This window comes from Micromonospora sp. NPDC000207, assembly GCF_040300925.1.
Taxonomy (GTDB): Bacteria; Actinomycetota; Actinomycetes; order Mycobacteriales; family Micromonosporaceae; genus Micromonospora.
On the sequence record NZ_JBEPEQ010000069.1, the window covers coordinates 1 to 26,857 of the forward strand.

The 26,857-nt window shown below is 71.9% G+C and carries 20 protein-coding genes; 11 read left to right on the forward strand and 9 right to left on the reverse strand.

Annotation, left to right across the window (positions count from 1 at the left end; genetic code table 11):
- Together ABT336_RS17700 and ABT336_RS17705 are read left to right on the forward strand one after the other, a co-directional pair.
- The coding region (locus ABT336_RS17700) for a COG3415 family protein (protein WP_350897693.1) at positions 1 to 503 on the forward strand (503 nt) is incomplete at its 5' end.
- 20 nt (positions 504 to 523) lie between these two features.
- Entirely contained in the window at positions 524 to 8,152 is a 7,629-nt protein-coding gene (locus tag ABT336_RS17705) for a non-ribosomal peptide synthetase (protein ID WP_350897694.1), read from the forward strand.
- Positions 8,153 to 8,182: 30 nt separating this feature from the next.
- On the opposite strand, the gene mmsB is transcribed toward ABT336_RS17705, so the two are convergent.
- From mmsB to ABT336_RS17725, 4 genes are all read right to left on the reverse strand, one after another.
- Positions 8,183 to 9,433 carry a multiple monosaccharide ABC transporter permease gene (gene mmsB, locus ABT336_RS17710; RefSeq protein WP_350897695.1) on the reverse strand — a complete coding sequence of 417 codons (1,251 nt, stop codon included), beginning with the start codon at positions 9,431 to 9,433 and terminating at the stop codon, positions 8,183 to 8,185.
- The gene (mmsA, locus tag ABT336_RS17715) at positions 9,430 to 10,968 is read right to left on the reverse strand and encodes a multiple monosaccharide ABC transporter ATP-binding protein (RefSeq protein WP_350897696.1); all 1,539 of its coding nucleotides are present in this window, start codon (positions 10,966 to 10,968) and stop codon (positions 9,430 to 9,432) included. Before mmsA ends, mmsB begins: the two co-directional genes overlap by 4 nt.
- A 102-nt stretch (positions 10,969 to 11,070) precedes the next feature.
- Complete coding sequence (gene chvE, locus ABT336_RS17720; RefSeq protein ID WP_350897697.1) at positions 11,071 to 12,213, reverse strand: multiple monosaccharide ABC transporter substrate-binding protein; 1,143 nt, start codon at positions 12,211 to 12,213, stop codon at positions 11,071 to 11,073.
- A 222-nt stretch (positions 12,214 to 12,435) separates the two neighbouring features.
- Complete coding sequence (locus ABT336_RS17725) at positions 12,436 to 12,723, reverse strand: hypothetical protein (protein ID WP_350897698.1); 288 nt, start codon at positions 12,721 to 12,723, stop codon at positions 12,436 to 12,438.
- 189 nt (positions 12,724 to 12,912) lie between these two features.
- On the opposite strand from ABT336_RS17725, the gene ABT336_RS17730 reads away from it, so the two are divergent.
- A complete protein-coding gene (locus ABT336_RS17730; RefSeq protein WP_350897699.1) occupies positions 12,913 to 14,370 on the forward strand; it encodes an AbfB domain-containing protein in 1,458 nt (485 codons plus the stop codon).
- Between the two features lie 29 nt (positions 14,371 to 14,399).
- On the opposite strand, the gene ABT336_RS17735 is transcribed toward ABT336_RS17730, so the two are convergent.
- The 5 genes from ABT336_RS17735 to sepF all read right to left on the reverse strand — a co-directional run bounded on the left by ABT336_RS17735 (position 14,400) and on the right by sepF (position 18,281).
- On the reverse strand, positions 14,400 to 15,263 hold the full coding sequence (locus ABT336_RS17735; RefSeq protein ID WP_350897700.1) for an oxygenase MpaB family protein: 864 nt from the start codon (positions 15,261 to 15,263) through the stop codon (positions 14,400 to 14,402).
- Positions 15,260 to 16,471, reverse strand: a complete 1,212-nt coding sequence (locus tag ABT336_RS17740) for an MAB_1171c family putative transporter (protein ID WP_350897701.1) — start codon at positions 16,469 to 16,471, stop codon at positions 15,260 to 15,262. Before ABT336_RS17740 ends, ABT336_RS17735 begins: the two co-directional genes overlap by 4 nt.
- Positions 16,471 to 17,043 carry a hypothetical protein gene (locus ABT336_RS17745; RefSeq protein WP_350897702.1) on the reverse strand — a complete coding sequence of 191 codons (573 nt, stop codon included), beginning with the start codon at positions 17,041 to 17,043 and terminating at the stop codon, positions 16,471 to 16,473. Before ABT336_RS17745 ends, ABT336_RS17740 begins: the two co-directional genes overlap by 1 nt.
- Positions 17,037 to 17,564 carry a hypothetical protein gene (locus ABT336_RS17750; RefSeq protein ID WP_350897703.1) on the reverse strand — a complete coding sequence of 176 codons (528 nt, stop codon included), beginning with the start codon at positions 17,562 to 17,564 and terminating at the stop codon, positions 17,037 to 17,039. The genes ABT336_RS17745 and ABT336_RS17750 overlap by 7 nt, the downstream gene beginning before the upstream one ends.
- Before the next feature lie 471 nt (positions 17,565 to 18,035).
- Positions 18,036 to 18,281, reverse strand: coding sequence for a cell division protein SepF (gene sepF / locus ABT336_RS17755; RefSeq protein ID WP_350897704.1), 246 nt, complete (start codon positions 18,279 to 18,281; stop codon positions 18,036 to 18,038).
- Positions 18,282 to 18,428: 147 nt separating this feature from the next.
- Between sepF and ABT336_RS17760 the strand changes: the two genes are divergently transcribed.
- The 8 genes from ABT336_RS17760 (at position 18,429) to ABT336_RS17795 (ending at position 26,854) form a co-directional block, all read left to right on the forward strand.
- Entirely contained in the window at positions 18,429 to 19,265 is an 837-nt protein-coding gene (locus ABT336_RS17760; RefSeq protein WP_350897705.1) for an ABC transporter ATP-binding protein, read from the forward strand.
- A gap of 33 nt (positions 19,266 to 19,298) precedes the next feature.
- Positions 19,299 to 20,282 (forward strand): ABC transporter substrate-binding protein, encoded by a 984-nt coding sequence (locus tag ABT336_RS17765; RefSeq protein ID WP_350897706.1) that lies wholly within the window; start codon positions 19,299 to 19,301, stop codon positions 20,280 to 20,282.
- A complete protein-coding gene (locus tag ABT336_RS17770; RefSeq protein ID WP_350897707.1) occupies positions 20,279 to 22,387 on the forward strand; it encodes an iron ABC transporter permease in 2,109 nt (702 codons plus the stop codon). The genes ABT336_RS17765 and ABT336_RS17770 overlap by 4 nt, the downstream gene beginning before the upstream one ends.
- 40 nt (positions 22,388 to 22,427) lie before the next feature.
- Positions 22,428 to 23,330 carry a siderophore-interacting protein gene (locus tag ABT336_RS17775; protein ID WP_350897708.1) on the forward strand — a complete coding sequence of 301 codons (903 nt, stop codon included), beginning with the start codon at positions 22,428 to 22,430 and terminating at the stop codon, positions 23,328 to 23,330.
- A 255-nt stretch (positions 23,331 to 23,585) separates the two neighbouring features.
- Positions 23,586 to 24,239 (forward strand): GntR family transcriptional regulator, encoded by a 654-nt coding sequence (locus ABT336_RS17780; RefSeq protein WP_350897709.1) that lies wholly within the window; start codon positions 23,586 to 23,588, stop codon positions 24,237 to 24,239.
- The gene (locus tag ABT336_RS17785; RefSeq protein ID WP_350897710.1) at positions 24,236 to 25,336 is read left to right on the forward strand and encodes an Ldh family oxidoreductase; all 1,101 of its coding nucleotides are present in this window, start codon (positions 24,236 to 24,238) and stop codon (positions 25,334 to 25,336) included. The genes ABT336_RS17780 and ABT336_RS17785 overlap by 4 nt, the downstream gene beginning before the upstream one ends.
- On the forward strand, positions 25,336 to 25,818 hold the full coding sequence (locus tag ABT336_RS17790) for a cupin domain-containing protein (protein ID WP_350897711.1): 483 nt from the start codon (positions 25,336 to 25,338) through the stop codon (positions 25,816 to 25,818). Before ABT336_RS17785 ends, ABT336_RS17790 begins: the two co-directional genes overlap by 1 nt.
- Positions 25,819 to 25,888: 70 nt before the next feature.
- Entirely contained in the window at positions 25,889 to 26,854 is a 966-nt protein-coding gene (locus ABT336_RS17795; RefSeq protein ID WP_350897712.1) for an amidohydrolase family protein, read from the forward strand.
- The last annotated feature ends 3 nt before the right edge of the window (positions 26,855 to 26,857 follow it).

The following is a 26,857-nucleotide window of genomic DNA, read 5'->3' on the forward strand; positions in this document are numbered from 1 at the left end:
GGGCGTTCCCCGCCGACGTAGTCGGGGTCGAACGAGGCGAACCCGTCGGCGTTGAAGTTGCGGATCACCGCGCGGACCCGGCCGACGTCACGCAGCTGTGGCGGCTGGCCGGTGGGGCGGACACCCCCGCCGTCACCTGGCAGCGGGCCCAGATCGTGCTGCTCAGCGTCCAGGGCTCGAACATCGCCTCGATCTCCCAGCACGTGGTCACCGACGTCGCCCGGGTCCGCGCGGTGATCCGCAACTTCAACGCCGACGGGTTCGCCTCGTTCGACCCCGACTACGTCGGCGGGGAACGCCCGAGGCCGACCGGTGACGAGGAACGGGACGCCCGTCAGGTCGTCGCCCGGGGACCGGCGGCCTACGGCCGACCCGGCCCGACCTGGGACACCCGGACCCTCGGTGACTTCCTCGTCGCCGAGGGCGTGGTCACCGACGTCGACCCCGACTGGCTCGGCGCGCTGCTGCGCGACGCGGGCCCGCACCCCCAGCAGAACCTGTGAGCGAGACGGGACCAGCGAGCATGAGCACGGACAGCACCGACCAGGTCATCGACGCCGCCGCCCGACGCGAGGCGCTGATCCGGCAACGGCTCGCCGGTACCCGTACCCGCCGCCGCGACGGCATCCCCCGGGTCGACCGGGGAGGGCGACTGCCGGTCTCCTACGGTCAGCAGCGGTTGTGGTTCCTGACCGTCCTGGACCCGCAGAGCCCCGAGTACGCGGTCCCGATCACCCTGCGCGTCGCCGGTCGACTCGACCTGTCCGGCCTCGGCGAGGCCTGGCACCGGCTGCTGGAACGGCACGAGGTGCTGCGGACCCGCTACCAGCTCGCCGACGCCGAACCGGTGCAGGTCGTCGACCCGGCCCCGGCGACGTCGGTGCTGCGCTGCACCGACCTGACCCACCTGCCGACCGACGAACGGGAACCACAGGCCCTGCGCCTGGCCGCCGCCGACGCCGAGGTCCCCTTCGACGTGGGCCGGGAACACCCGGTGCGGATCCGGGTGGTCCGACTCGCCGACGACGACCACCTGCTCGCCGTGGTGTTCCACCACATCGCCTTCGACGGCTGGTCGATGCGGGTGTTCATCAACGACCTGTTCACCCTCTACCTCCAGGTCGTCGACCCGGCGGCGGCCCCGACCCTCCCGCCGCTGCCGGTGCAGTACGCCGACGTCGCCGCCTGGCAGCGGGACCGGCTCACCGGGGCGACGCTGGACGCCCAACTCGGCTACTGGCGTGACACCCTGACCGGGCTCGCCCCCCTGGAACTGCCCACCGACCGGCCCCGTCCGGCGCGACGCAGCTGGGCCGGGGACCGGGTGGTGTTCACCGTCCCGGCGGAGCTGACCGGCCGGTTGCGGGACCTGGCCCGCGCCCACGACACCACCCTGTTCACCGTCGGCGTCACCGCCTACCAGGAGCTGCTGGCCCGGTGGAGCGGACAACGGGACGTGGCGGTGGGCAGCGCCGTCGCCGGACGGAGCCGCCCCGAGGTGGAGCACCTCATCGGGTTCCTGCTCAACACCGTCGTCCTGCGGGCCCGCTGGGACGGCGACCCGACCTTCGCCGACCTGCTGGGCCGCAACCGGAGCACGGTCCTGGACGCCTTCACCCACCAGGAGGCGCCGGTCCAGTTCCTCGTCGACGACGTGGAACGGGGCCGGGACCAGTCGCGGACCCCGCTGTTCCAGGTGATGTACGACATGGCCGAGTCGTCCCCGTCCACCTTCACCATGCCCGGTCTGGAGGTGACTGCTGTCGACCAGGCCGGCGCGGTGGCCAAACACGACCTGCGGCTGGAGTTGACGGAGCGGCCCGACGGAACGCTGCGCGGGGTCGTGGAGTACCCGACGGCGCTGTTCGACGCGGAGACCGTGCACCGGTTCGCCGCCCAGTACCGGGCCCTGCTCGACGCGGTGGCCCGGAACCCGTACGCCCCGCTGTCGGCAGTCGACGTCCTCGACGCCGACGAACGGGCCCGGGTCCTCGCCTCGGGGGCGGACCGACCCGACGCCTCCCCGGCACCGCCCCGGTCGGTGGAGGCGGCCGTCGCCGCGTACGCCGCCCGCACCCCCGACGCCGTCGCCGTCCACGCCGACGGGCACCTGATGACGTACGCCCAGCTGCACGCCCGCGCCAACCAGACCGCCCGGATGCTGCACGCCCGGGGTGTCACCCCCGGATCCGTCGTCGGCGTCTGCCTCAACCGTGGCCCCGACCTGGTACCCACCCTGCTCGGGGTGTGGCGGGCGGGGGCGGCGTACGTGCCCGTCGACCCGGACGACCCGGCCGAGCGGATGGCGCACATCCTCGACGACGCCGGGGCGGTCCTGGTGGTCACCGAGGCGGCCTGTCGGGACCGGATCGACGCCGGGGACGTGTTCTGCGTCGACGTCGACCACGCCGAGGTCGACGCCCAGAGCCCCGACGACCTGCCCGACCCCGTCGACCCGCAGGCGGTGGCCTACCTGGTCTACACCTCCGGCAGCACCGGCCGACCGAAGGGGGTGCGGGTCGGGCACGCCGGGGTCGCCAACTACCTGGGGTGGGCGGCCGGGCGGTACCTGAGCGCCGACGGCAACGGTGCGGCGCTCTTCTCCTCCACCGCCTTCGACCTGGTCGTCACGACGCTGTACCTGCCGCTGACGGCGGGACAACCGGTGCACCTGCTCCCGGCCGGGTTGGACGGCCACCGACTGGCCGAGGCCCTGCTGCGGGCCGCCGACGACAAGCCGTTCAGCTTCCTCAAGCTCACCCCCGGCCACCTCGACCTGCTGGTCCACCAGCTTCCCGCCGACCGGGCCGGTCGGCTCGCCCACCACCTGGTGGTCGGCGGTGAGGGCTTCCCCACCCGGCTCGCCCGGCGCTGGTGGGAGCTGGCCGGGGAGAACACCACACTTGTCAACGAGTACGGGCCGACGGAGAACACCGTCGCCAACGTGATCCACACCGTCCGCCCGCCGGCCTCCGACGCCGCCCTGCTGCCGATCGGACACGCCACCCCGGGCACCACCGCGTACTGTCTCGACGCCGAGCTGCGCCCGCAGCCGATCGGTGTCGCAGGCGACCTTCACCTGGGCGGGGTGCAGCTGGCCCACGGCTACCACGGACTGCCGGCGGTCACCGCCGACCGGTTCGTACCCGACCCGTACGGCCCGGCCGGGTCGCGGCTGTACCGCACCGGGGACCGGGCGCGCGTCCTGCCCGATGGGGGGATCGAGTTCCTCGGCCGGGCCGACGACCAGCTCAAGGTGCGCGGCTACCGGGTCGAGCCCGGCGAGGTGGTGGCCGCGATGCGGCGGCACCCCGACGTCCGGGAGGCGGCCGTCACCCTGCGCGAGACCGCCGCCGGTGCCCGGGTGCTCGTCGGGTACGTCGTCGCGGCCGACGCGACCACCCCCGACGTCCACGACGTACGGGAGTTCCTGGCCACGGCGCTGCCCGAGCACATGGTCCCGGCTCACCTGGTGACCCTCCCGGAGCTGCCGTTGACCAGCAACGGCAAGGTGGACCTGGCGGCGTTGCCCGACCCGGACCGGGCGGCCACCGCCGCCACCGCGCAACTGGTGGGCCCCCGGAACCCGGCCGAGGAACAGGTCGCCGGCGTCCTGCGCCGCACCCTGGACCTGGCCGACGTGGGGGTCGACGACGACTTCTTCGACCTGGGCGGGGACTCGCTCAGCGCGGTGGCCCTCGTCGGTGACCTGCGTGACCTCGGCCTGGACCTGGCCGTCGACGACGTCTTCGCCAACCCGACGGTGGCCGGACTCGCCGCGCTGGCCGCCGAACGTCCCGCCGTGACCGGCGCGGTGGCGGGCGTACCGCCGTTCGGGTTGATCTCCGAGGAGGACCGGGCCCGGCTCCCCGAGGACGTGGTGGACGCCTTCCCGGTCTCCATGCTCCAGGCCGGCATGGTCGTGGAGATGATGGCAGGTGGTTCGGTGAACTACTACCACAACGCCACCACCTACCAGCTGCGCGACGACAAGCCCTTCGACCTGCCCGCCTTCGAGGCCGCCGTCCGGCTCCTGGTGCAGCGGCAGGACGTGCTGCGGACCGGATTCGACCTGGTCGGCTACTCCCAGCCGCTGCAACTGATCCACCGCACCGCCCACCTGCCGACCAGCGCCCAGGACGTCCGGCACCTCTCCCCGGCCGAGCAGGACGAGGTGGTCCGCAGCCGGATGGCGGCCGAGCGGCGCGAACTGTTCGACCTGGCGGTCCCCGCCCTGCTGCGCCTGCACGCGGTGGTCCGCACCGACTCGCACTGGTCCCTGGTGATCACCGAGTGTCACCCGATCATGGAGGGGTGGAGCTACCACCTGCTCCTGATGGAGCTGTTGACCTGCTACCGGCAGCTGCGTGACGGGCACCCGGCCCCGCCGCAGGACCGCCTCGGCGTCAGGTACGCCGACTTCATCGCCGCCGAGCAGGCAGCGCTCGCCTCCACCGAGGACCGCGACTACTGGCGGGGCGTCGTCGAGGGACACAGCCGGTTCGCCCTGCCCCCCGGGTGGCAGGACGGTGCCGGCCCGGGTGCCCCGATCCGGGTCGAGGTGATGTTCCACGACCTGGAGGAGGGGCTGCGGGAACTGGCCCGTACGGCGGAGGTGCCGATCAAGGCGGTCCTGCACGCTGCCCACCTGAAGGTGCTCAGCATGCTCACCGACGAGCGGCGGTTCTTCGACGGACTGGTCTGCGACACCCGCCCGGAGGTGGCCGGGGCCGACCGTCTCCTGGGCCTGTTCCTCAACACCGTGCCGTTCCCCTTCGAGCTGACCGCCCCCACCTGGCGGCACCTGGTCAAGGACGTCTTCGCCCAGGAGATCGAGCTCTGGTCGCACCGGCGGTACCCGATGCCGGCCATGCAGCGGGAGTTCTCCGCCGGTCGCCGACTGGTCGACGTCATGTTCAACTACCTCGACTTCCGCACCGTCGACACCGAACTCGTCGACTTCGGGGCCAGCATCGACGATTCCCAGATCGAGTTCCGGCTCTCCGTCACCGCGTTCCGGCAGGGCCTGATCAACCTGCGGATGCACCCCGAGGCGATCAGTCGGGCCAACGGGGAGCGGCTGGCCGCCATGTACCGGCTGGTGCTGGCGGCGATGGCCGCCGACCCCGACGGTGACGCGTCGGCGACGTACCTGCCCGCCGACGAGCGGCGTCGACTGCTGTCGGAGTGGAACGAGACCGACGTGCCGGTGCCCGCCACCGACCTGCCCACCCTCTTCGAACGGCAGGCCGCCGCCACCCCCGACGCGGTCGCCGCGGTGCTCGCCGACGGCCGCACCCTCAGCTACCGCGAACTCGACGGCCGGGCCAACCGACTCGCCCACCACCTGTGCGCCCACGGGGTCGGTCCGGACCACTTCGTCGGCGTGTACGCCGAACCCGGCCTGGAGCTGCTGGTGGGGATCCTCGGCGCGGTCAAGGCGGGGGCGGCGTACCTGCCGTTGGACCCCTCGCACCCGTCGGAGCGGCTGGCCTTCGCGCTGCGCGACGCCGGGGCGTCGGTGCTGCTCACCCAGGACCACCTCGACGGGCGACTGCCCCCGCTGCCGATCCCGGTGAGCTACCTCGACGGTGACTGGCCGGCGATCGCCGGTCACCCGGACGGCCCGGTCCCGCGTCGCCTGCACCCCGACAACCTGGTGTACGGCATCTACACCTCCGGCTCCACCGGCGCCCCGAAGGGGGTCATGGTCACCCACCGGGGTCTGGTCAACTACCTGACCTGGGCGGTCGGCCGGTACACCCACCCGGGCGGCGGCGGTGCCCCGATGCTGGGCTCCGTAGCCTTCGACCTCACCGTGACGAACCTGCTGGTCCCGCTGACCAGCGGCCGTACGGTGACCCTCCTGCCGCCCGGTGAGGAGGTCGAGGCGGTGGCCCGGATGCTCGCCGACGGCACCGGACTGGACCTGGTCAAGCTCACCCCCGGCCACCTCGACCTGCTGCGCGGCCTGCTGCCCTCGCGCACCGTCGTCGACCGGGTCGGCGTGTTCGTGGTCGGTGGGGAGCAGTTGCCGCGCGAGAGCGTGCTCGCCTGGCGGCAGATCGCTCCGCAGGTCACAGTCGTCAACGAGTACGGCCCCACCGAGACCGTCGTCGGCTGCATCGTCCACGAGGTCGACGCCGACGGCGACCAGGCGGTGCCGGTGGCCATCGGCCGTCCGATCGCCAACACCCGGGTGTACGTCCTCGACGACCGCCTCCACCCGGTGCCGGTGGGGGTCCCCGGTGAGCTGTACCTCGGCGGTGCGGGGGTGGCCCGGGGCTACCACGACCGGCCCGGCCTGACCGCCGAGCGGTTCGTCCCCGACCCGTACGGGCCCCCCGGTGACCGGCTCTACCGCACCGGTGACGTGGCCCGCTACCGGGACGACGGGGACCTGGAGTTCCTCGGTCGGGCCGACGACCAGATCAAGGTCCGGGGCTACCGGATCGAACCGGGCGAGGTGGAGTCGGCGCTGCTGGCCCACCCCTCGGTCGCCGAGGCGGTCGTCGTGGCGCACACCGACGAGGCGGGGGACCGGCGACTCGTCGGGTACGTCGGGTGCCCGTCGACGTCCCGCCCGTCAGTGGACGAACTGCGTGACCTGCTGCGCCGCAGCCTGCCGGAGTACATGGTGCCCGGACTCCTGGTGGTCCTGGACACGTTGCCCCGCAGCGCGGCCGGCAAGATCGACCGTCGGAGCCTGCCGTCGCCGGACGGCGTGAGCGCCCAGACCGGCACCCCGTACGTGGCGTCGCGCAACGCCACCGAACGGCGGCTGGCCGAGATCTGGGAACGGGTGCTCGGGGTCGACCGGATCGGCATGGACGACGACCTGCTCGACCTGGGCGCCGACTCGCTGTCCGGACTCCGGGTGGCGGCCGAGGCCGCCGATCTCGGGCTGACCATGTCCCCGATGGACGCGGTGGCCTACCCGACCATCACCGAGCTGTCCCGGCACCTGCTCGGTGGGGACACCGCCGAGCTGACCCGGCGGATGGTCGCCGACTCACAGCTCGACGCGACGATCCGACCGGCGGGGCCCGCCGCCGCCCCGGACGGACCCCTGCTGCTCACCGGTGCCACCGGTTTCGTCGGCGCGTTCCTGCTGCGGGAACTGCTCGACCGGACCGACAACCCGATCGTGTGTCTGGTGCGCGGCGCCGACGACACCCGGGCACGCGAACGGCTCCTGGCGACGCTGCGCACGTGGTCTGTCGACCATCCGGCGTTCGCCGACCGGGTCCGGGTCGTCGCCGGTGACCTGGGCGAGCCACGGCTGGGCCTCGACCCCGGGCGCTGGGCCGAGCTGGCCGGGTCGGTCGCCGCGATCTACCACTGCGGTGCCAGCGTCAGCGCCGTGCACCCGTACGCGGCGATGCGGGCGGTCAACATCGAGGGCACCCGGGAGGTGATCCGGTTGGCCTGCACCGGCCCGGTCACCCCGCTGCACCACGTGTCGACGATGTCGGTGTTCACCGCCGACACCTTCGACGCCGGTCCGGTGGACGAGCGCAGCGTCCAGGTCGACCCGCCGTCGGCCAACTCCAACGGGTACGGCCAGACCAAGTGGGTGGCGGAGAACCTGGTCCGGGAGGCCGCCCGGCGGGGCCTGCCGACCACCATGTACCGGATGGCCAAGGTGTCCTGGGACACCGCCACCGGGGTCGCCAACCCGGTCGACCAGTTCTCCCGGATCCTGTCGGCCTGTCTCCAGCTGGGGTGCGCCCCGGAGGCCGACTACTCGATGACCCTGACGCCGGTGGACCGGATCGCGGCCGGGATCGTGGCGGTCGCCTCCCGCCCGGAGGCCGTCGGTGGCTGCTACCACCTGATCAGTGAGACCCGGGTGCGGTGGATGGAGATGTTCGGCTGGCTCACCGACGCCGGGCACCCGGTCAAGCTCGTCGACTACGACACCTGGCGGGACGCCGTCGCGGCGGCGGCCAACCGGCCCGGCGGCGACCACCTCAAGCCCCTGGTGATGCTGATGCCCCGGTCGAGCGAGAACTTCGACGTCGACCTGCTGGAGGACGACTACGTCCCGCCCACGCCGACCTGGTGGGCGCAGCGGGGCGGGGTGATCGACCCGATCCGGCGGTCCGACTTCGAACGGTTCCTGGCCCGGTCCGGGGACACCGCCGACTGACCGGCGAACACCTCACCGCGCCGCCGTGGTTCAGCGGGACCCGGCGGCGCGGCGCTTGTTGTACACGTCGAAGGCGACAGCGACGAGCAGCACCAGACCCTTCACCACCGACTGCACCGACTGGTCCACGCTCATCAACTGCATGCCGTTGCTCATCACCGCCATGATCAGGCCCCCGACCACGGCACCCACGACGGTGCCGACGCCGCCGGTGACCGCCGCACCACCGATGAAGGCCGCCGCGATGGCGTCCAGCTCGAACATGTTCCCCGCCGCCGGCTGCGCCCCGTTCGAGCGGGAGGAGTAGATGACCCCGGCCACGGCGGAGAGGAGACCCATGTTGACGAAGATCCAGAAGTTGACCGTCCTGACCTTCACCCCGGAGAGCATCGCCGCGGGCAGGTTGCCGCCGATGGCGTACACCTGTCGGCCGAAGACCGTACGCCGGGTCACCATGCCGTACGCCAGGACCAGGACGGCGAGGATGATCAGGACGATAGGCAGTCCCCGGTGGTTCGCCAACTGCCAGGCGAAGTACATGATCACCGTGCCGACCAGCAGGACCCGGGTGACGAAGAGGGGGAACGACTCGACCGGCTGCCCGTACCTGATCCGGGCCACCCGGGTCCGGAACCCGCCGACGGCGTACCCGGCCACCCCGAACGCCCCGATGAACAGGGTGAACGCGTCGTACCCGGCACCGCCGAGCAGTCCGTTGAGGAATCCGGCGGCGATCTGCTGGTACTCGCCGGGGAAGGGCGACAGCGAGACGTTGTCGAGCACCCGCAGGGTGAGACCACGGAACAGCAGCATCCCGGCCAGGGTCACGATGAACGCGGGAATCCCGGCGTAGGCCACCCAGAAGCCGTGCCACGCGCCGACGGCCGCCCCCACCGCCAGGGCGGCCAGGACCCCGACCCACCAGTCGTGCCCCTCCCTGATCACCAGGACGGCGCTGACCGCCCCGGTGAGCGCCACCACCGAGCCGACCGACAGGTCGATGTGCCCACCGATGATCACGATGACCATGCCGATCGCGAGCACCAGGATGTACGAGTACTGCAGGACGACGTTGGTGATGTTGCCGGGGCTCAACAACGTACCGCCGGTCAGGATCGTGAAGAGCGCGACGATGACGACCAGGGCGATGTAGATGCCGCTCTGTCGCAGGTTCCGCATGATCAGCTGACGGGGGTCGCTGGTGCCGGCGTGCAGGGCGGCGGCCTGCGCACCGCCGGTCGGCTCGCCGTCCACGGTCGGCGCGGTCTCGGTGTTCTTCATCCCACCCGGTCCTTGTCCTTGGCCATGAGCTGCATGAGGCCCTCCTGGGTGGCCGCGCCCACCGGCACCTCACCGGTGATCCGGCCCGCCGCCAGCGTGTAGATGCGGTCGCACATGCCGAGCAGTTCCGGCAGCTCGGAGGAGATGAGCACGACGGCCTTCCCGGCGGCCACCAGGCGGTTGACGATGGTGTAGATCTCGTACTTCGCCCCCACGTCGATGCCGCGCGTCGGCTCGTCGAGGATCAGCACGTCCGGGTCGGTGAACAGCCACTTCGACAGCACGACCTTCTGCTGGTTGCCGCCGGAGAGCTTCCCGACCACGGCCATCACGCTCGACGACTTGATGTTCAGGTCACGCCGACTCGCCTCGGCGACCCGGATCTCCTCGTTGTCGTCGACCCATCCGAGGCGGGCCAGCCTGTCGAGCGCGGCGGCCGAGACGTTGCGCCTGATGTCCTCGATCAGGTTGAGGCCGTACCGCTTGCGGTCCTCGGTGGCGTACGCGATGCCGTTGCGGATCGCCTCGGCGACGGTCCGGGCCTGGACCTGACGGCCGTGGACGAAGAGGCGACCTGTGACGTCGCGACCGTAGGACCGGCCGAAGACGCTCATCGCCAGTTCGGTCCGGCCGGCGCCCATCAGACCGGCGATACCCACCACCTCGCCGGCCCGTACGCTCAGACCGACCCCGTCGACCACCAGGCGGTCCTGGGTGGGGTGGCGTACCGACCAGTCCTCGACGCGCAGCACCTCCGCCCCCGGCGCGCTCACCCGGTCCGGGTAGAAGCTGGTGAGGTCCCGTCCCACCATGGCCCGGATGATCCGTTCCTGGGTGACCCCGCCGGCGGCGACGTCGAGACGGTCGACGGTCCGGCCGTCCCGGATCACCGTGATGGTGTCGGCGATCGCGGTGATCTCGTTGAGCTTGTGCGAGATCATGATGCAGGTGATCCCGCGTTCCCGCAGGCGTCGCAGCAGGTCGAGCAGGTGTGCCGAGTCGACGTCGTTGAGCGCGGCGGTCGGCTCGTCGAGGATGAGCAGTCTGACCTTCTTGGACAGCGCCTTGGCGATCTCCACCAACTGCTGCTTGCCGACCCCGAGCTGCACGACCGGGGTGACCGGGTTCTCCCGCAGGCCCACCGAGGCCAGCAGCGTCGCGGCGTCGGCGTTGGCCCGGTGCCAGTCGATCAGGCCGCCGCGTCCCCGGACCTCGTTGCCGAGGAAGATGTTCTCCGCGATCGACAGGTGCGGCACCAGGGCGAGTTCCTGATGGATGATCACGACACCGAGCCGCTCGCTGTCGCGGATGCTCCTGACGTGCACCGGAGCCCCGTCGACGACGATCTCGCCGTCGTAGGAGCCCGCCGGGTGGACCCCGGAGAGCACCTTCATCAGCGTCGACTTCCCGGCCCCGTTCTCACCGCAGACGGCGTGGATCTCACCGCGCCGGACCGTCAGGGAGACGTCCTGCAGCGCCGCCACCCCGGCGAAGGTCTTCGTGATGTGACGCATCTCGAGGATGTTGTCGTCCACGTCAGCCTCCTGGTCGGTGGAACGTGAGTGGTCTGCCGGCTGCGGGTCGGCGGTCCACCGTCGTCGGGAGCGGTGGACCGTCGACGGACCGCTGCGTGCCGTTCAGCCCTTGGCCTGACCGGCGGCGACCTCCTCGGCCGTCCAGTAGCCGGAGTCGACGAGCGCGGACTTGATGTCCTCCTTGTAGACGGTCTGGATCGGCAGGAGGTACGCGGGGACCACCTTGACCTTGTTGTTGTAGGTGGTGGTGTCGTTTGCCTCGGGCGTCTTGTCCTGGAGGAACGACTCCGCCGCGATGACCGCCCGCTCGGCGAGCTGCCGGGTGTCCTTGAAGACAGTGGAACCCTGGACCCCCACGTCGATCAGCTTGACCGAGGCGATCTCGGCGTCCTGCCCGGTGATCACCGGGACCGGCTTGGCCGACGTCCCGTACCCGTCGTTCTGCAGGGCGGTGATGATGCCCCGGGAGATCCCGTCGTACGGCGACAGCACCCCGTGCACCTGCGTACCGTCGCGGTAGGACGAGGTGAGCAGGTCCTCCATCCGCTTCTGCGCGGGCTCCTGCTGCCACCGCAGGATCGCCGCCTGCTCGATGCGGGTCTGCCCGGACTTCACCACGAGCGACTTGTCGTCGAGAAACGGCTTGAGGGTCTCCATCGCCCCGTTGAAGAAGTACTGCGTGTTGTTGTCGTCGAGCGACCCGGCGAAGATCTCCACGTTGAACGGCCCGGTGGCGTTGCCCTTCGAGCCGTCCTTGTTCAGCAGGCCCAGCCCGGTGAGCAGGGCGGTGCCCTGGGCGACGCCGACCTTGTAGTTGTCGAAGCTGACGTAGAAGTCGACGTGGGGGCTGTTGAGGATCAGCCGGTCGTAGGAGACCACCGGGATGCCCGCCTCCGAGGCGGCCTGGAGCTGCCCGCTCAGGGCGGTGCCGTCGATCGCCGCGACGACGAGGACGTCCGCCCCACGAGTGATCATCTGGTCGACCTGCTGCGACTGGGTCGGGATGTCGTCCCCGGCGTACTGGAGGTCGACCTTGTATCCCTTGGCCTCCAGCTTCTCCCTGACCGCGTTGCCGTCGGCGATCCACCGTTCCGAGGTCTGGGTCGGCATCGAGACCCCGATGGTCAGCTCCGAGGGCTTCTTGTCGCTGGTGTCACCGCCACCACCGGCGCCGTCCCCGCTACAGGCCACCATGCTCAGGGCGAGCGCGACACCACCGAGTGCGGCAAAAAGTTTCCTGCTCACAGCCTTGTTCCTTCCCCAGGACCGGATGCTGTCGACCAGCCGGACGTCGTTCCCCCGGCCTAGTGTTAGCGCTCACATCGGTGATGGTCAACACGAGTCATGCCATCGACGGGTAACGTTCTCGTAACGTCCGTCTCCACCGGACGGTTGTCGGGCGTCGATGGACGGGTCTCGCCGACGTCCCCGTTCCGGTCGCCGCAGCGGATCCCGCCCCGGAGGTCCCTACTCCTCGGTCGTCCCCCAGTGCCTCGGCGGTGCCGGGGGAGGGGGTGGCCCGGCCTTTCCGCGCCGGTCGGGCTCGGCGAGTCCGAGCAGGCGACAGGCGGTGCCCCGCAGCAGGACCGAGGAGAGTCCGGGGTGGCTGGTGACTGCTGCGGCCACGGCCTCGTGGTCGGTGCCGGGCGCGGCCCTCAGCTGCGGCATCGGTGCGCCGTGCGGGTCCAGCCGCCCGGCTGCGGTGCGGACCAGGTGTTGAGCCCTACCGGAGCGCTGCTCCACCTGGGATGACACATGTCGAAATCTCCCTCGTCGTGGTGGAGCGGGTCTCGTTCGGGTCGCTGGTGGATCGCCATGCGGAGCACTGCGTCTGCGGGACGATCCGGCGGCAACGTATTGACATGCATCGTTTCATGCGGCGAGGATGTGAACGCTCACACGTGTTGTGTTCCGAGCGTCGTCACCGAGCCGTAGGAGTCCGTGATGGTGAGAGGTCCGGCCCGTCTGGGCGTGGTGCTCGTCCTGGCCTGCCTGGTCTTCGCCTCGTCGGCGGCGATCTCCCGAACGGCGGCGACCGCTGCCGTGGGCCCCTTCACCGGTTACCTGATGGCCCACTTCACCGGGGAGTCGGCCACCGGAGAGCAGATCTACCTCGCCCACAGCCAGGACGGACTGAACTGGCGGGACCTCAACGGCGGAGCACCGGTCCTGCTCTCCACCGTCGGCACCCGGGGGGTCCGGGACCCCGCGCTGGTCCGGTCCCCGGCCGGGGACCGCTACTGGATCGTCGCGACCGATCTGCGCATCGCCAGCGGGACCTCCTGGAACGATGCGGCGAACCGGGGCAGCACGTCGCTCGTGGTGTGGGAGTCGACCGACCTGGTGACCTGGTCCGCGCCCCGGCTGGTGAACGTCGCCGGGTCGGTCCCCGGGGCGGGCAACGCGTGGGCACCGGAGGCGATCTGGAACCCGGCCACCGGTGACTGGGTCGTCTACTGGGCCACCAACGCCGCCCGTAACGGGGTGACGAAGCACCGGATCTACTCCGCCCGCACCAGCGACTTCCGTACCTTCACCGCGGCGCAGCTCTACATCGAGCGCCCGGGAACCCAGGGGATCATCGACACGCAGATCGTCGAGGTGCCCGAGAGCGTGGGCGGCTACCGGTACTACCGGGCGTCGGCCGACGGTCACATCACCGTCGAGGCCGCCAATTCGGTGCTGGGCACCTGGACGACCCTGGGCAACCTGTCCCACCTGGGCATCTCGAACGGGGCGACCGGCGGGAACGTCGTCGAGGGTCCGATGTGGGCCCGGTTCAACGGCCGCGACGAGTGGACGCTCTGGCTCGACCAGTACGCCACCGGGCGCGGCTACCTGCCGGTGACCTCGACGAATCTGGGTAGCACCGGCAACTTCCGGACCCGGGGGGACTACGGGATGGGGGGCACCCGCAAGCGGCACGGCTCGATTCTCAACCTGACCGCCGCCGAGGAGAGCCGGGTGTTGGCCCGGTGGGGGACCGCCGCCCCGACGAACCGCATCCAGTCGTACAACTACCCGGACCGGTACGTGCGTCACGCGAACTTCGACGTACGGATCGACGCCAACGTCAGCCCCGCCCAGGACGCCCATTTCCGGCTCAGGCCGGGGCTGGCCGGCGGCTCGGCGTACGTCTCCTTCGAGTCTGTCAACTATCCCGGGTACCACCTGCGACAGGAGGGCTTCGACCTCGTCCTCGCCCCGGCCGACGGCAGCACGACCTTCGCCGCAGACGCCACCTTCCAACGGGTCACCGGGCTCGCCGACGGAGCCTGGACGTCGTTCCGGTCGTACCGCCATCCGGACCGGTACCTGCGGCACTACGGCTACCTGCTGCGGTTGGACCCGATCGGCGACGCGCAGGCCCGCGCCGACGCCACCTTCCGGGTCACGAGCTGACGCCCACCGACCCCGGCCCACGAGTCTGGTCAGCCGGTGGCCCTGTCCCCGGGGTCCGGGCCCAACCGGCTGATCTCGTACCCGTCGGGGTAGGTGCGGGTGCGGATCCCGTCGGTGAAGAGTGCGACGGTCCGGGGGCGGCCGAACCAGCGCTGCCACCGGGCCCGGACCCGCAGGGCGGCGTGCAGCCCGCCCCGGACCGTCAGGGGCGGGTCGTCGACCCGGGTGGCCCGACGCAGCGGCCCGTCGTAGACGGCACCGACCAGCGCGTTGCCCAGCGGGGCCAGGGCGGTGGGGACCCGGGTGAGCATCAGCGTCCGGGTGGCCCGCTCGATGGCGGCGGCGTCGTCGTTGGGGCGCAGGTGGGCGGCGTCGTACGCGTCGAACCACGCCTCGAACTCCGCGTACGTGTCGGGGACGGCGTCGACGCCCATCCGTCGGCCGAGTTCCCGGTAGAACGCGTGGGTGGCCTGCCGTTCGTGGCAGCAGAGGCGGCGCCACCCGTACCGGTCCAGCCACCGGGTGGGGACGACGACCAGACAGCCCAGGACGTACCGGTAGTGGTCGGCGGGGATGGCGTACCGGCGGTGGATCTGGTTGATCCGGCGCAGCGCCTCCCGACCCCGGGGATCGTCGAAGCCGTTGAGCACCAGTTCGTACATCAACAGTCCGGTGTCGTCCAGGCGCTTCTGGGTGCGCTCGGTCAGCTCACCGGTGCCCACGTGCACGGCGGCGACGGCCGGCACCGAGAAGGACCTGGTGAAGGCCAGGTTGAGGCCGAGCTTGAGGTCCCAGGGGAACTCCAGACGCAGCATGGTCTGGTAGATGGCCAGATAATCCCGTTCCGGGTCGAGGGCGCGGATCCGGGCCAGGTTCGCGTAACGCTGCCTCATCCCGGGGAGTCTCCCACCGCCGCCACGGGCGCGGACAGCGTCGCTGTCACCACCGGACTGTGCGCGTACGCGTCGGTGACCAGGGACAGCCAGGCGACCTCCCCGGCGTAGCCGCCGCTCGGGCGGTGCAGGTCGTCGGCGGGTTGCGGGTCGTCGGCGGGGGTGCCGGCCCGGCGGGCCCGCAGCGCGCAGGCGAGCTGCGCGGCCTCCACTGTGGCCCGCCGGTCGTCGCCGGTCAGGCCGGCGGCGTCGGCGAGACGACAGGCGGTCGCGGTGACGGCGGTGTCGAGGTACGGGCGCAGGGCCAGCCGCCCGTCGCGGATCTCGGCCACCCGCCGGGTCAGGGCGTACTCGCTGTCCCGCAGGGCGGTCAGCGGTCGGCGCAGGCTGTCGTCGAGTTCCAGTTCGGGGAGGGCGGCGACGACGTCCCGCCACAGTGGATGGAGTCGCCGCCAGGCGCGCAGGTCGTCGAGGCGGCGGGTGACGGCGAACAGCGGACCCCACGCCGGCATCGTCAATCCGGTGAGCATCAGCAGTGCACTGATCGTCACCAGCACCGCGGCGATCTGTTCCTCCCCGGCGGGCTGTGACCCGGCCCGGTGGGCGAGCAGGTAGCCGATCTTGTTGGCGCTGTAGAGCAGGGCGAAGCCCGCGCCGACGGCGGTGACCCGCAGTCCCCGGCGTAGCCACGGTCGGCCGCAGATGCGGGCGAAACGCCAGCAGAGTCGGGTGATGTCCACGCAGTACGCCAGGAACCCGGTCACCATGAAGATCAGCAGGTACGCGGTGACCACCGGGTCGGTGGCGTACTCGACTGTCAACCGGACCGGTTCGGGGTAGCCGAGGGTGTGGGCGAACAGGGCGACCATGACGGCGAAGGCCCCACCGGTGAACCAGATCCACCGCCGACTGCGGGCGGACGCCCGATCGGCCGGCAGGGAGAGGTGCAGCAGCATGTTCTGGGCGCTCGCCGCGATGGTCAGGGCGCATCCGTGTGAGACGACCTTGGCCAGGTTGGGCAGGCCGGTGGCCTGGTCGACGAGGTTCGCCACCGGTGCCACGGCCAGTGTGACCCCGGCGGCGAAGGCGCCGAAGGCCACGCAGATGGCGCGGCGGGGTGGGCTGGGGCGGCGTCGTTGCAGCCGCACCATGTATCCGAAGGCGAACCAACCGGCGACGGCGCAGAGGGTGTAGAGGGCGGCGGCCATCACCGGTCCGGGTGTTCCAGTGAACGGCGCAGTCTGCCGTACAGCTCGGCCTGGTCGCCGTGCAGCGGCGGATCGGGGATGTCGCCGTGCGAGTCACGGGTCCGCCGCAGCAGCAACGAACCGATCATCTCGGCCTCGCGTTCGGCGTCGGCGTCGTAGTTGCTGCGTCCGAGGAACCGTCGGACCAGTTGGGGGTCGAGGTCGGGCAGGAGCAGCCGGGACGCGTCGGCGTCGAGCACGGCGGTGGCCCGGTGCCCGGCGAGCAGGTGTCCGACCTCGTGTCCGATGATCAGCATCTGGTGCAGCGCGGAGGTGTCCTGCTCGTAGAAGATGGCGTCGAAGTCCCCGGTGGGCACCCACATCCCGCAGACGGTGTGCATCGGCAGGCTGATCGGCATCAGTCGCAGCGGCCGTCCCCGTCGTTCGCCGAGGACGCGGCACAGTTCGTGCAGGTCGAACGGTTCGGGTAGAGCCAGGTCGGTGAGGAGACGTTCACAGCGTCTGCGAAGTCGGTGCAGTTTCACGTCTGCGTACTCCCGCTCGTCTGCGCTGTGCCATCGGAGGATCAGCATCGCCGTCCGGGTCCGCCCCCGGTCGGTCGGGCCGGGTCCGTGGCGGCCTGGTCGGCGACGGCCCGCAGGCGGGCCACCATCTGTTCGACGAGATGGGTGTCGGTCGGGGAGAGCCCGGCGTCGGTGAGGACCTGACGCAGGGCCACCTGTCTGACGTCCATTCGTCGTAGCTCACTGAGCAGGGCGATCTGTTCGGTGATCCGGCGGGCGGCGGCGTCGTCGACGAAGTATCCCGAGTGGACGCCGAAGGCGCGGGCCAGGGCACGGATGTGGGACATCCGGGGGTCCTGTGCCACGCCCCGGCGTAGTTCGCCGACGTAGGCGGCGCTGATCGTCACTCCGGTCTCCGCCGCCACGGTGTTGATCTTGTCGGCGATCTCCCGGTTGGTGTAGGTGCGGCCCGCCGCCTCCGCCTCGCCGATCTCCTTGGGGGTGGGTCGGATGCTCTCGAACAGGTACTCGAGCCGGGCCGCGAGCGTGTCGAGTGGGGGCAGTTGCCCCGAGTCCCGTCCTTCGACCATTACCTCATCCCTCCGCGGCGTGAACGACAGTGTGGCAGTTACCCCGGGCGAGGAAACAGGTGTTGACACCTCTACCGAATGTGAGCGTATGCTCGCAGTGTTCGTGCAACGTGCGTTGAGCGTCTTCGGTTCTTGCTCAACGCCTGTTGCGTGAGTGGCCGAGCCTGTCCGACCCCGTCCACGACGGGGTCGGTGACGGGAAGGGGTCGGCCCCGGCCACGGGGCGCAACGGGGGGACGCCGTCCCGGGCCACGGTCCGTACGCGGGGAACACCGGCCCGGCTCACCGGGCAGGACGGAGAACTCCTGTGCCCGCTCGGCTGGTGTGCCCAGCTGCGTGGACCACGGGACCGTCCACCAGAACCGGGCGTCGGCCGGGCCGTGACGCGATCGGGTGTGCTGTGTGGCTGCGTCACGGTCCGGCCGGTGCCCACCCGGCCGGGCGGTCCGTGTCGTCCGGTGGCGCGGTCGGTCAGGCCGACGCGACGCTGGGCTGGGGGGCCTCGACCGGAGCGGGGCGCAGGACGAAGACTCCCGGTGCCACCCGCTCGATAGCGCCGTCACGCCCGGTCACCAGGCCAGAGGAGAAGTCGACGAACGACCTGGCGGCCTCGGGGGTGAGGGCGGTCAGGTCCAGGACCACGGCGAACCCCTCGCAGAAGTAGTGTCCGATGTCGATCGCCTCGTCGTAGCCCCTGGGGCGCAACGTCTTGATCATCCGGACCGTCTCCCTCCGCGACGCCGTGACGGCCGGTGCGGCCACGTCTCCAGCTTCCCACGGCGGACCCCGATCGGCGCGGTAGTCCCGGCCGGATTGGTCGCCCCGACTTGACGCGCCGGGCGAAGGTTAGGCTAGCCTAACCGCATGTCCAACGGTGAAGAGCCGACCGATTCTGCGGTGGGCCTGCGCGGGGTCGATCTCCGCCTCGGGTACCAGGGCGCTGTCGTGGTCCACGACGCCGCCATCACGCTGCGCCCCGGTGCGGTCACCGCCGTGGTCGGCCCCAACGGCAGTGGAAAGTCGACGCTGCTGCGGGCGTTGGCCCGACTCCATCCGGTGGACAGCGGCGAGGTGCTCCTCGGTGACGGCAGCTCCGCCGCCGGCCTGCCCGCCCGGGAGTTCGCCCGACGGGTCACCCTCCTCGCCCAGAGCCGCCCGGTGCCCAACGGGGTGACGGTCCGGGACGTGGTCGGCTACGGCCGGCACCCGTACCGGGGCCGGTGGCGTGCCGTCGATCCCGACGGGCCGGCCATGATCGCGAAGGCCATGACCGTCACCGGTGTGACAGCGATGGCCGACCGCCCGATCGACGAACTCTCCGGCGGCGAACTCCAACGCGTGTGGCTGGCCACCTGCCTGGCCCAGGACACCCCGGTCCTGCTGCTCGACGAGCCCACCACCTTCCTGGACCTGCGCTACCAGGTGGAACTGCTCGACCTGGTCCGGGAACTCGCCGACGACCACGGGGTCGCCGTCGGGGTGGTCCTGCACGACCTCAACCAGGCCGCCGAGGTGGCCGACGAGGTGGTCCTGCTGCACGGCGGGCGGGTCCGGGCCACCGGCAGCCCCCACGAGGTCTTCGTCGAGTCGGCGCTGACCGAGGCGTACGGCATCACGATCGAGGTGACCACCGATCCCTCCACCGGACTGGTCTCCACCCGACCCGTGGGGCGGCGTCACCGTCCCCGGATCACTGCCTGAACCCGTCCCACTCCCGATGACAGAGAGACGACCATGATCCGTACCCGTGTCACCGTCCTGGTGGCAGCCGCGACCGCGCTGCTGCTGGGTGCCTGCGGCACCACCGAGAACACCGCCTCGACCGAGCCGACGGCCGGTTCCTCCGGTGGCCCGGTCACCGTCACCGACAGCCGGGGCAAGGAGATCAAGCTCGACGCCCCGGCCACCAAGGTCGTCGCCCTGGAGTGGGCCGAGGCCGAGATGCTCGTCGGTCTCGGTGTCATGCCGGTGGGTGTCGCCGACGCCGAGGGGTACGCCACCTGGGTGACCGCCGCCAAGCTCGACGGGAGCGTCAAGGACGTCGGCACCCGCGCCGAGCCCAGCGTCGACTCGATCGTCGCCCTGGAGCCCGACCTCGTGGTGATGGAGGGCGGCCGGGGCAACGCCCTGGTCGACCAGCTCGAGAAGCACGTCCCGGTGCTGGTCGCCAAGGGCAGCGACGCCACCGACAACCTCGGGCGGATGCGGTCTGACGTGACGATGGTGGCCACCGCCGTCGGAAAGAGCGCCGAGGGGGAGAAGCTCCTGGCCGACTTCGACACCGCGATCGCCGAGGGCAAGAAGAAGATCGCCGACGCGGGGGCCGCCGGCAAGTCCTTCGCCATCGCCGACGGCTGGAAGGAAGGCAGCTCCGTCACCATCCGGATGTTCGGCGAGGGGGCGCTCGTCTCCCAGGTCGGCATCCAGCTCGGGCTCAGGAACGCGTGGACCGGCGAGAGCGACGAGGTGTGGGGGCTCGGCCAGACCGACGTCGAGGGGCTGAACGCCCTCAAGGACCAGGACCTGGAGTTCTTCTACAACGCCTCCGACGGTGACGACGTGTTCGCCGAGGGCCTCGCCGACAACGCCATCTGGAAGTCCTTCAACTTCGTCAAGGAGGGCAACCTGCACCGGATGCCCGACGGCACGTGGACCTTCGGTGGCCCGCTGTCGGCCAAGCAGTACCTGGACGAGCTGGTCAAGGTCTACACGGTGTGAACCAGCTCCTCGCTCCCGCCCAACCGGAGCCGGCCGCCCGGCCGGCTCCGGTCGGGCGGGTTTCCGCCCCCCGGGTCGTCGGCGTCTTCGTCCTCGCCGTCGTCACCCTGCTGGTGGTCGCCGCGGTGCACCTGACCCAGGGCACCTCGTCGGTGGGCGCGTTGGACCTGCTCCGGCTGATCACGGGCTCCGACGACGAGGCGGCCCGGATCCTGGTCGCCTCCCGGCTGCCCCGGCTGCTCGCCGGTCTGGCCGTCGGTCTCGCCCTCGGGTGCGCCGGGGCGGCCCTGCAGTCGGTCGCCCGCAACCCACTGGCCTCTCCGGACACCCTGGCGGTCAACGCCGGTGCCCACCTGGCGATCGTCAGCGTCGCCGCGTTCGGTGTCACCCTGCCCGCCCTGCCGGCCGGGGGACTGGCACTGCTCGGCGGGCTCGCCGCCGCCGCCCTGGTGATGGCGCTGTCGGCCGGCGGTCAGGCCGGGACCACCCGGCTGATCCTGGCCGGCTCGGCCACCGCCATGGCCCTGAGCTCGTTGACCATGCTCCTGCTGCTCCTGTTCGAGCAGGCCACCCTCGGTCTCTTCGCCTGGGGCAGCGGATCCCTGGTGCAGAGCGACATGCGGGCGCTGGCCCAGCTCGCCCCGGTGATCGCGGTCGCCGCCACAGCGCTGATCCTGCTCGGTCACCGGCTCGACATCCTCGCCCTCGGCGACGACACCGCCACGGTGCTCGGGATCGACGTCAGGCGGACCCGGCTGCTCGCCGTCGTCCTGGCCGTCGTGCTCTCCGCCGCCGCGGTGACCCTCACCGGCCCGATCGGCTTCGTCGGCCTCTGCGCCCCGGTGATCGTCCGTCTGCTCGCCCCGCTGGCCCCCGGCGTGTACCGGCACCGGGCCCTGATCCCGCTCTCCGGCATCGCCGGAGTGATCATCGTCCTCGGCTCGGACGTCCTGCTGCGAGCCGTCATGGGCGCGCAGGCCGGGGTGGACATCCCGACCGGTGTGGTCACCACCCTCTTCGGTGCCGGGATCCTGATCTGGCTGGCGCGTCGGCACCGCGACGCCGGCCCCACCCGACGTCCGCCCGGCGGACACGCGGCCGTACGGTCGGCAGTCTTCCACCGCTTCGTGGTCGGGACCCTCGCGGTGCTCCTCGTCGTCGCCGTGGTCGCCGGGATGCTCCTCGGTGACACCTGGATGCTGGTCGGTGACATCGTCAACTGGGTGCAGAGCCGGACCGGACCCGGCTACACCTTCGTGCTGGACCAGCGGTGGCCCCGGGTGGTCGCGGCGGCGCTGGCCGGTGCGGCGCTGGCCCTCGCGGGCACCACGGTGCAGGCGGTCTGCCGCAATCCGCTCGCCGAGCCCGGCATCCTCGGCATCACCGCCGGTGCCGGCCTCGGGGCGGTGGCGCTGCTGACCTTCGTCCCGGCCGCCGGGGTGCTCGCCATCTCCGGGGTCGCCGGGCTCGGCGCGATCCTGGCCTTCGCCCTGGTGTACGGGGCCGCCTGGCGAGGCGGACTCAGCTCCGACCGGCTGGTCCTGATCGGCTTCGGGGCCTGGCAGGGTGGCATGGCGGTGATCACCTTCCTGATCGTCGCCTACGACCCCTGGAACACCGCAAAGGCGTTGACCTGGCTATCCGGCTCGACCTACGGCCGGACGGCCTGGCAGGTCCTGCCGGTGGCGATCGCCCTGCTGGTGTTGACCCCGGCAGTGGTAGCCGCCCGGCGGGAACTGGACCTGCTCTCGCTCGACGACGACACCCCCCGGGTGCTCGGCGTACGGCTGGAGCGGACCCGGTTGGTCGCCCTGGGGGCCGCCGCGCTGTTGACCTCCACCGCGGTCTCCGCCGTCGGGGTGATCGGCTTCGTCGGACTGGTCGCCCCGCACGCCGCCCGGGCGCTCGTCGGTGGTCGGCACACCCGGGTCATTCCGGTGGCCGCCCTGCTCGGCGCCCTCCTGGTCAGTCTCGCCGACACCCTCGGCCGGACCGTCATCGCCCCGGCCCAGGTTCCCGCCGGCCTCGTCGTGGCCCTGGTCGGCACCCCCTATTTCGTCTGGTTGCTGTGGCGTTCCCGCGCCTCCGCGACCGCTACCCGGTAGGCGACACCCCGCCCACCCCCGCACAGGAAGATCAGCACCGATGACCCAGACCCTGCCCATCTCGCCCTGGCGGATGTTCGCCGTCGAGGTCCGCGCGATGCGTCGGCTCAGCCCCTCCTTCGTCCGGGTGACCTTCACCGGCCCGGATCTGGACCGGTTCGCCGACAACGGGTACGACCAGCGGATCAAGTTGGCGTTCCCGTTGCCGGGGCAGCGTGGGGTCGCCCTGCCGACCGGTCCGGACTGGTACACCCACTGGCGGGAGTTGCCGGAGCACCGGCGTAACCCGCTGCGGACGTACACCGTCCGGGCGGCCCGGCCGTTGCTGGGTGAGATCGACGTCGACCTGGTCCTGCACGGCGACGGCGGACCGGCGACCCGGTGGGTCCGACGGGCCCGGCTCGGCGACGAACTCACCATCCTCGGACCCGACGCCGGTTACGAGGGCAACCACGGCGGGATCGAGTTCCGGGCACCGTCGACCGGGCAGATCCTGCTCGCCGGGGACGAGACGGCGGTGCCGGCGGTCAGCTCCATCCTGGAACGGCTTCCGCTGGACACCCGGGGCCGGGTGGTGCTGGAGGTCCCGGACGCCGGCGACGCCCTGTCCCTGCTGACCCCGCCCGGGGTCGAGGTGACGTGGTTGGCCCGGGGCGCCGACCCGCACGGCTCCCGGCTGGTCCCGGCGGTACGGGAGGTGGCCGGGCAGCTGCTCGCGGCACCGGCGCGTACCGTCGACGCCCCGCAGATCGCCGACGTGGACGTGGACACCGAGATCCTGTGGGAGGTGCCCGCCTCGGCGGCCCCGGTGCCGCTCTACGCCTGGCTCGCCGGGGAGGCCGGGGTGATCCGTACGCTGCGTCGGCACCTGGTCTCCGACTGCGGCATGGACCGGCACGCGGTGGCGTTCATGGGGTACTGGCGGTTGGGTCGCACCGCCTGACCCTGCCGATCGCCTCGGGCGCGTCGACCACACCCCCGGTGGTCGGCGCGTCCGACGTCGTACCGCCCGATCACGGGGTCCGATCGACCGCTGTTAAGATCAAATATTTGATATCAGATCCTCGTCGCCGGGCCTCGGACCGACCCCGGCTCCGGCCGGCGAGTGGCCGGGGTGGCTCGGCGTCCGGACAGGAGAACGGCCGGCATGCAACGAGGTCTGCGCCTGGCGCCCCACCGTGGGACGCGGCAGCGAACGATGGCGGAGACAGCCGCCGCCGAACTCCATCAAATGATCATGACTGGGCTCCTGCCGCCCGGGTCCCACCTTCGGCTGGCCGACCTGACCGAAGCCCTCGACATGAGCGCCATGCCGGTCCGGGAGGGCCTGCGCCGACTTGAGGCGCTCGGCCTGGTGGAGATCGTCCCGCACAAGGGAGCCTGGGTCCGGGGGGTCTCCCTGGACGACCTGCTCGACACCCACCGCACCCGGCTCGCCCTGGAGGCCCTCGCCGTCCGGACGGCCGCCGAGCGGTTCACCGCCCACGACGCCGAGACGGCCCGGCACGCCCTCGACGAGCACGCCCGGCTCGCGGTGATCGACGACCCCCTCGCCGCCCGGCACGCCCACACCACCTTCCACTTCACCCTCTACCGGGCCAGCGGCTCCCGGTGGCTGCCCCGGGCCATCAAACCGGTCTGGGAGAACAGCGAACGCTACCGGTTCGCCACCCGCCCCACCCCGGAGAGCCTCGACCGCAGCCGCGCCGAGCACCAGGCGATCCTCGACGCCTGCGTGGCCCACGACCCGGACGCCGCGGTGGCAGCGCTCACCAGGCACCTCGACAACGCCCTGCGGCGCATCCGCGAGTCCATGTCGACCCGGCTGACCACACCGGTGGGACACCGGTGAACCCCGGGGAACCGCCGCCGGGTGTCGACCCGGCCCGCCTCACCACACTGGTCACCGAGATCTTCCGGGCGACGGGTCTGCCGGACGCCGCCGCCGTCACCGTCGCCGAGTCCCTCGTCGACGCCGACCGCCGGGGGGTGCCCTCGCACGGGGTCATGCTGGTCCCGATGTACGTCGACAGGCTGCGTCGGGGCTCGGTAAGCACCGCCACCCGGGCCGAACCGGTGATCGACCTCGGGGCGATCGCCGTCCTCGACGCCGGTCACGCCCTCGGCGTGCTCACCGCCGACCAGGCGATGGAGTCGGCGGTGGCCAAGGCCCGGGAGTTCGGGATCGGGGCGGTCAGCGTACGGCGGGCCTTCCACTTCGGCGCGGCCGGCCGGTACGCCCGCAGCGCCGCCCGGGCGGGCCTGGTCGGGGTGGCCATGGCCAACACCAGGCCCCTGATGCCGGCGCCCGGCGGTGGTCACCCGGTAGTCGGCAACAACCCGGTGGCTGTGGGTCTGCCCGCCGAGGCCGACGCCGATCCGGTCGTACTGGACATGGCCCTGTCCGAGGTGGCGTTGGGCAGGATCCGGTTGGCCGAGGCCGCCGGTCAGCCGATCCCCACCGGGTGGGCCACCGACGCGGTGGGTCGGGACACCACCGACCCGGCGCTGGCAGTGGCCGGGATGCTGCTGCCCTCCGGTGGGCACAAGGGATTCGGTCTGGCACTGGTGGTGGACGCGTTGACCGGGGTCCTCTCCGGTGGCGGGTACGGCCGACGGGTGCGGGGCCTGTACGCCGACACCGGCGTACCCAACGACTGCGCGCACTTCTTCCTGGCCCTGGACCCGGCCGCCTTCGGTGACCCGGCGGAGTTCACCGCCCGCCTGGCCGACCTCGGGCGGGAGGTCGTCTCGGGGCCGTACGCGCCGGGCGTGGAGCGGGTGAGCCTGCCCGGCCGACGCTCCGCCGACCGCCGACGTGACTCGACGCACCGGGGCGTCCCGGTGGACCCGTCCCTGTTGGCGACCCTGACCCGTCTCGCGGGGGCGTCCGACGGTGCCGCCCCGGCGGTGACGCCCACCCCGACGCACCCCGAAGGAGCGCACTGATGGCCGGTGAACCTCCCCTGGTCGACAACCTCTCCGCCCCGGCGGCGTACTCCGGTGAACTGCCCGACCGGTCCGCCGCCCCGGCTGTCGCCGACGGGGCGATGCGCCGGTTCCGGGAGATCATGGTCGACGTCGCCGACCTGGAGTGGGTGGACAAGACCCTGGCGGGGCTGTCCCACAAGATGCTCTGGCGCGACGACGAGACGGGGGCCTCCATCGCCCTGGTCCGGTTCCAGGTCGGTTCCGGCATTCCCTCGGCACACGCCCACGCCTCCAACCAGTTCATGTTCTGCCTGGCGGGCCGCTACACCTACCGGCCGACCGGGATCACCCTCGTGCCCGGCTCGTTCTACTGGAACCCCAAGGGCAGCGTGCACGGACCCACCGTCGCCGAGGAGGAGTCGGTGCTGCTGGAGGTCTACGACGGACCGCACTACCCGACGCACCCCGACTGGTACACCAGCGCCGAGGACGCCCGCTGAGCGCGGGGGAGGGGGGTCGTCAGGTGAGGCGCGTGACCGGGTTCCCCGGCCGAGCCCCGGGGGTGGACCGGTGAGCGGGGTCGACGTGCACACCCACCTCGCCCCGGTGTTCACCGGCGCAGGCGTGGACGACCTTGTCGACACCGCCGGGGACGGGCGGCACGTGGTGGACGGCCACCCGATCGGGCCGGCGAAGCTGCACCGCCCGGACGCCCTGTTGGCGTACCTGGACTCGGTCGGGTTGGACGCGGCGGTGGTGACCGTCCCGCCGCCGTACCACGGTCAGCACCTGGTGGGCGCCGACTGCGCCAGGTGGGCGGCGGCGGTCAACGACGGGCTCCTCGCCCGGGTCGCCGGGCAGGCCCGGCTGCGGCCCCTGGCGTTCCTGCCGATGCACGAGCCGATGGTGGCCCTGGCCGAGTACCGACGGATCCGTACCGACCCGAGGTGGTGGGGGGTGACCGCCGGGGCCGGTGGCCGGACCCCGTCGCTGGCCGGTCCCGCCTTCGCCCCGCTGTTCCAGGCCCTGCACACCGACCGGCGGGCCCTGCTCCTGCACCCCTGCGCGACCCCGGACGCCCGGCTGGACGAGTTCTACCTGGGCAACCTCCTGGGCAACCCGGTGGAGACCGGGGTGGCCGTCGCCCAGCTGGTCTTCGGCGACGTCGTCGCCCGGTACCCGGGACTGCGGCTGATCCTGGTGCACGGCGGCGGGGTGGCCCCGGCCGTGGTGGGCCGCTGGGAACGGGGGGTGGCCACCGACCGTCCGGGGCTGGTGCCGTTGTCGCTCCCACCGGCGCAGGCGATGCGGCGGATGTGGACCGACTGCCTGACCCACCATCCGGCGATGACCGCCGTCCTGACGGAGGTGTTCGGGCCGTCCCGGCTGCTGCTGGGCAGTGACTGGCCGTTCCCGATGGGCTGCGCCGACCCGATGGCGGCGCTGGGCGGCCCCGACGATCCGGTGGCCCGACGGGCGGCCACCGCCAACGCCGAGGCGGCCTTCGGTGCCCGACCCGGCCTGCCGGGCGGCTGACCG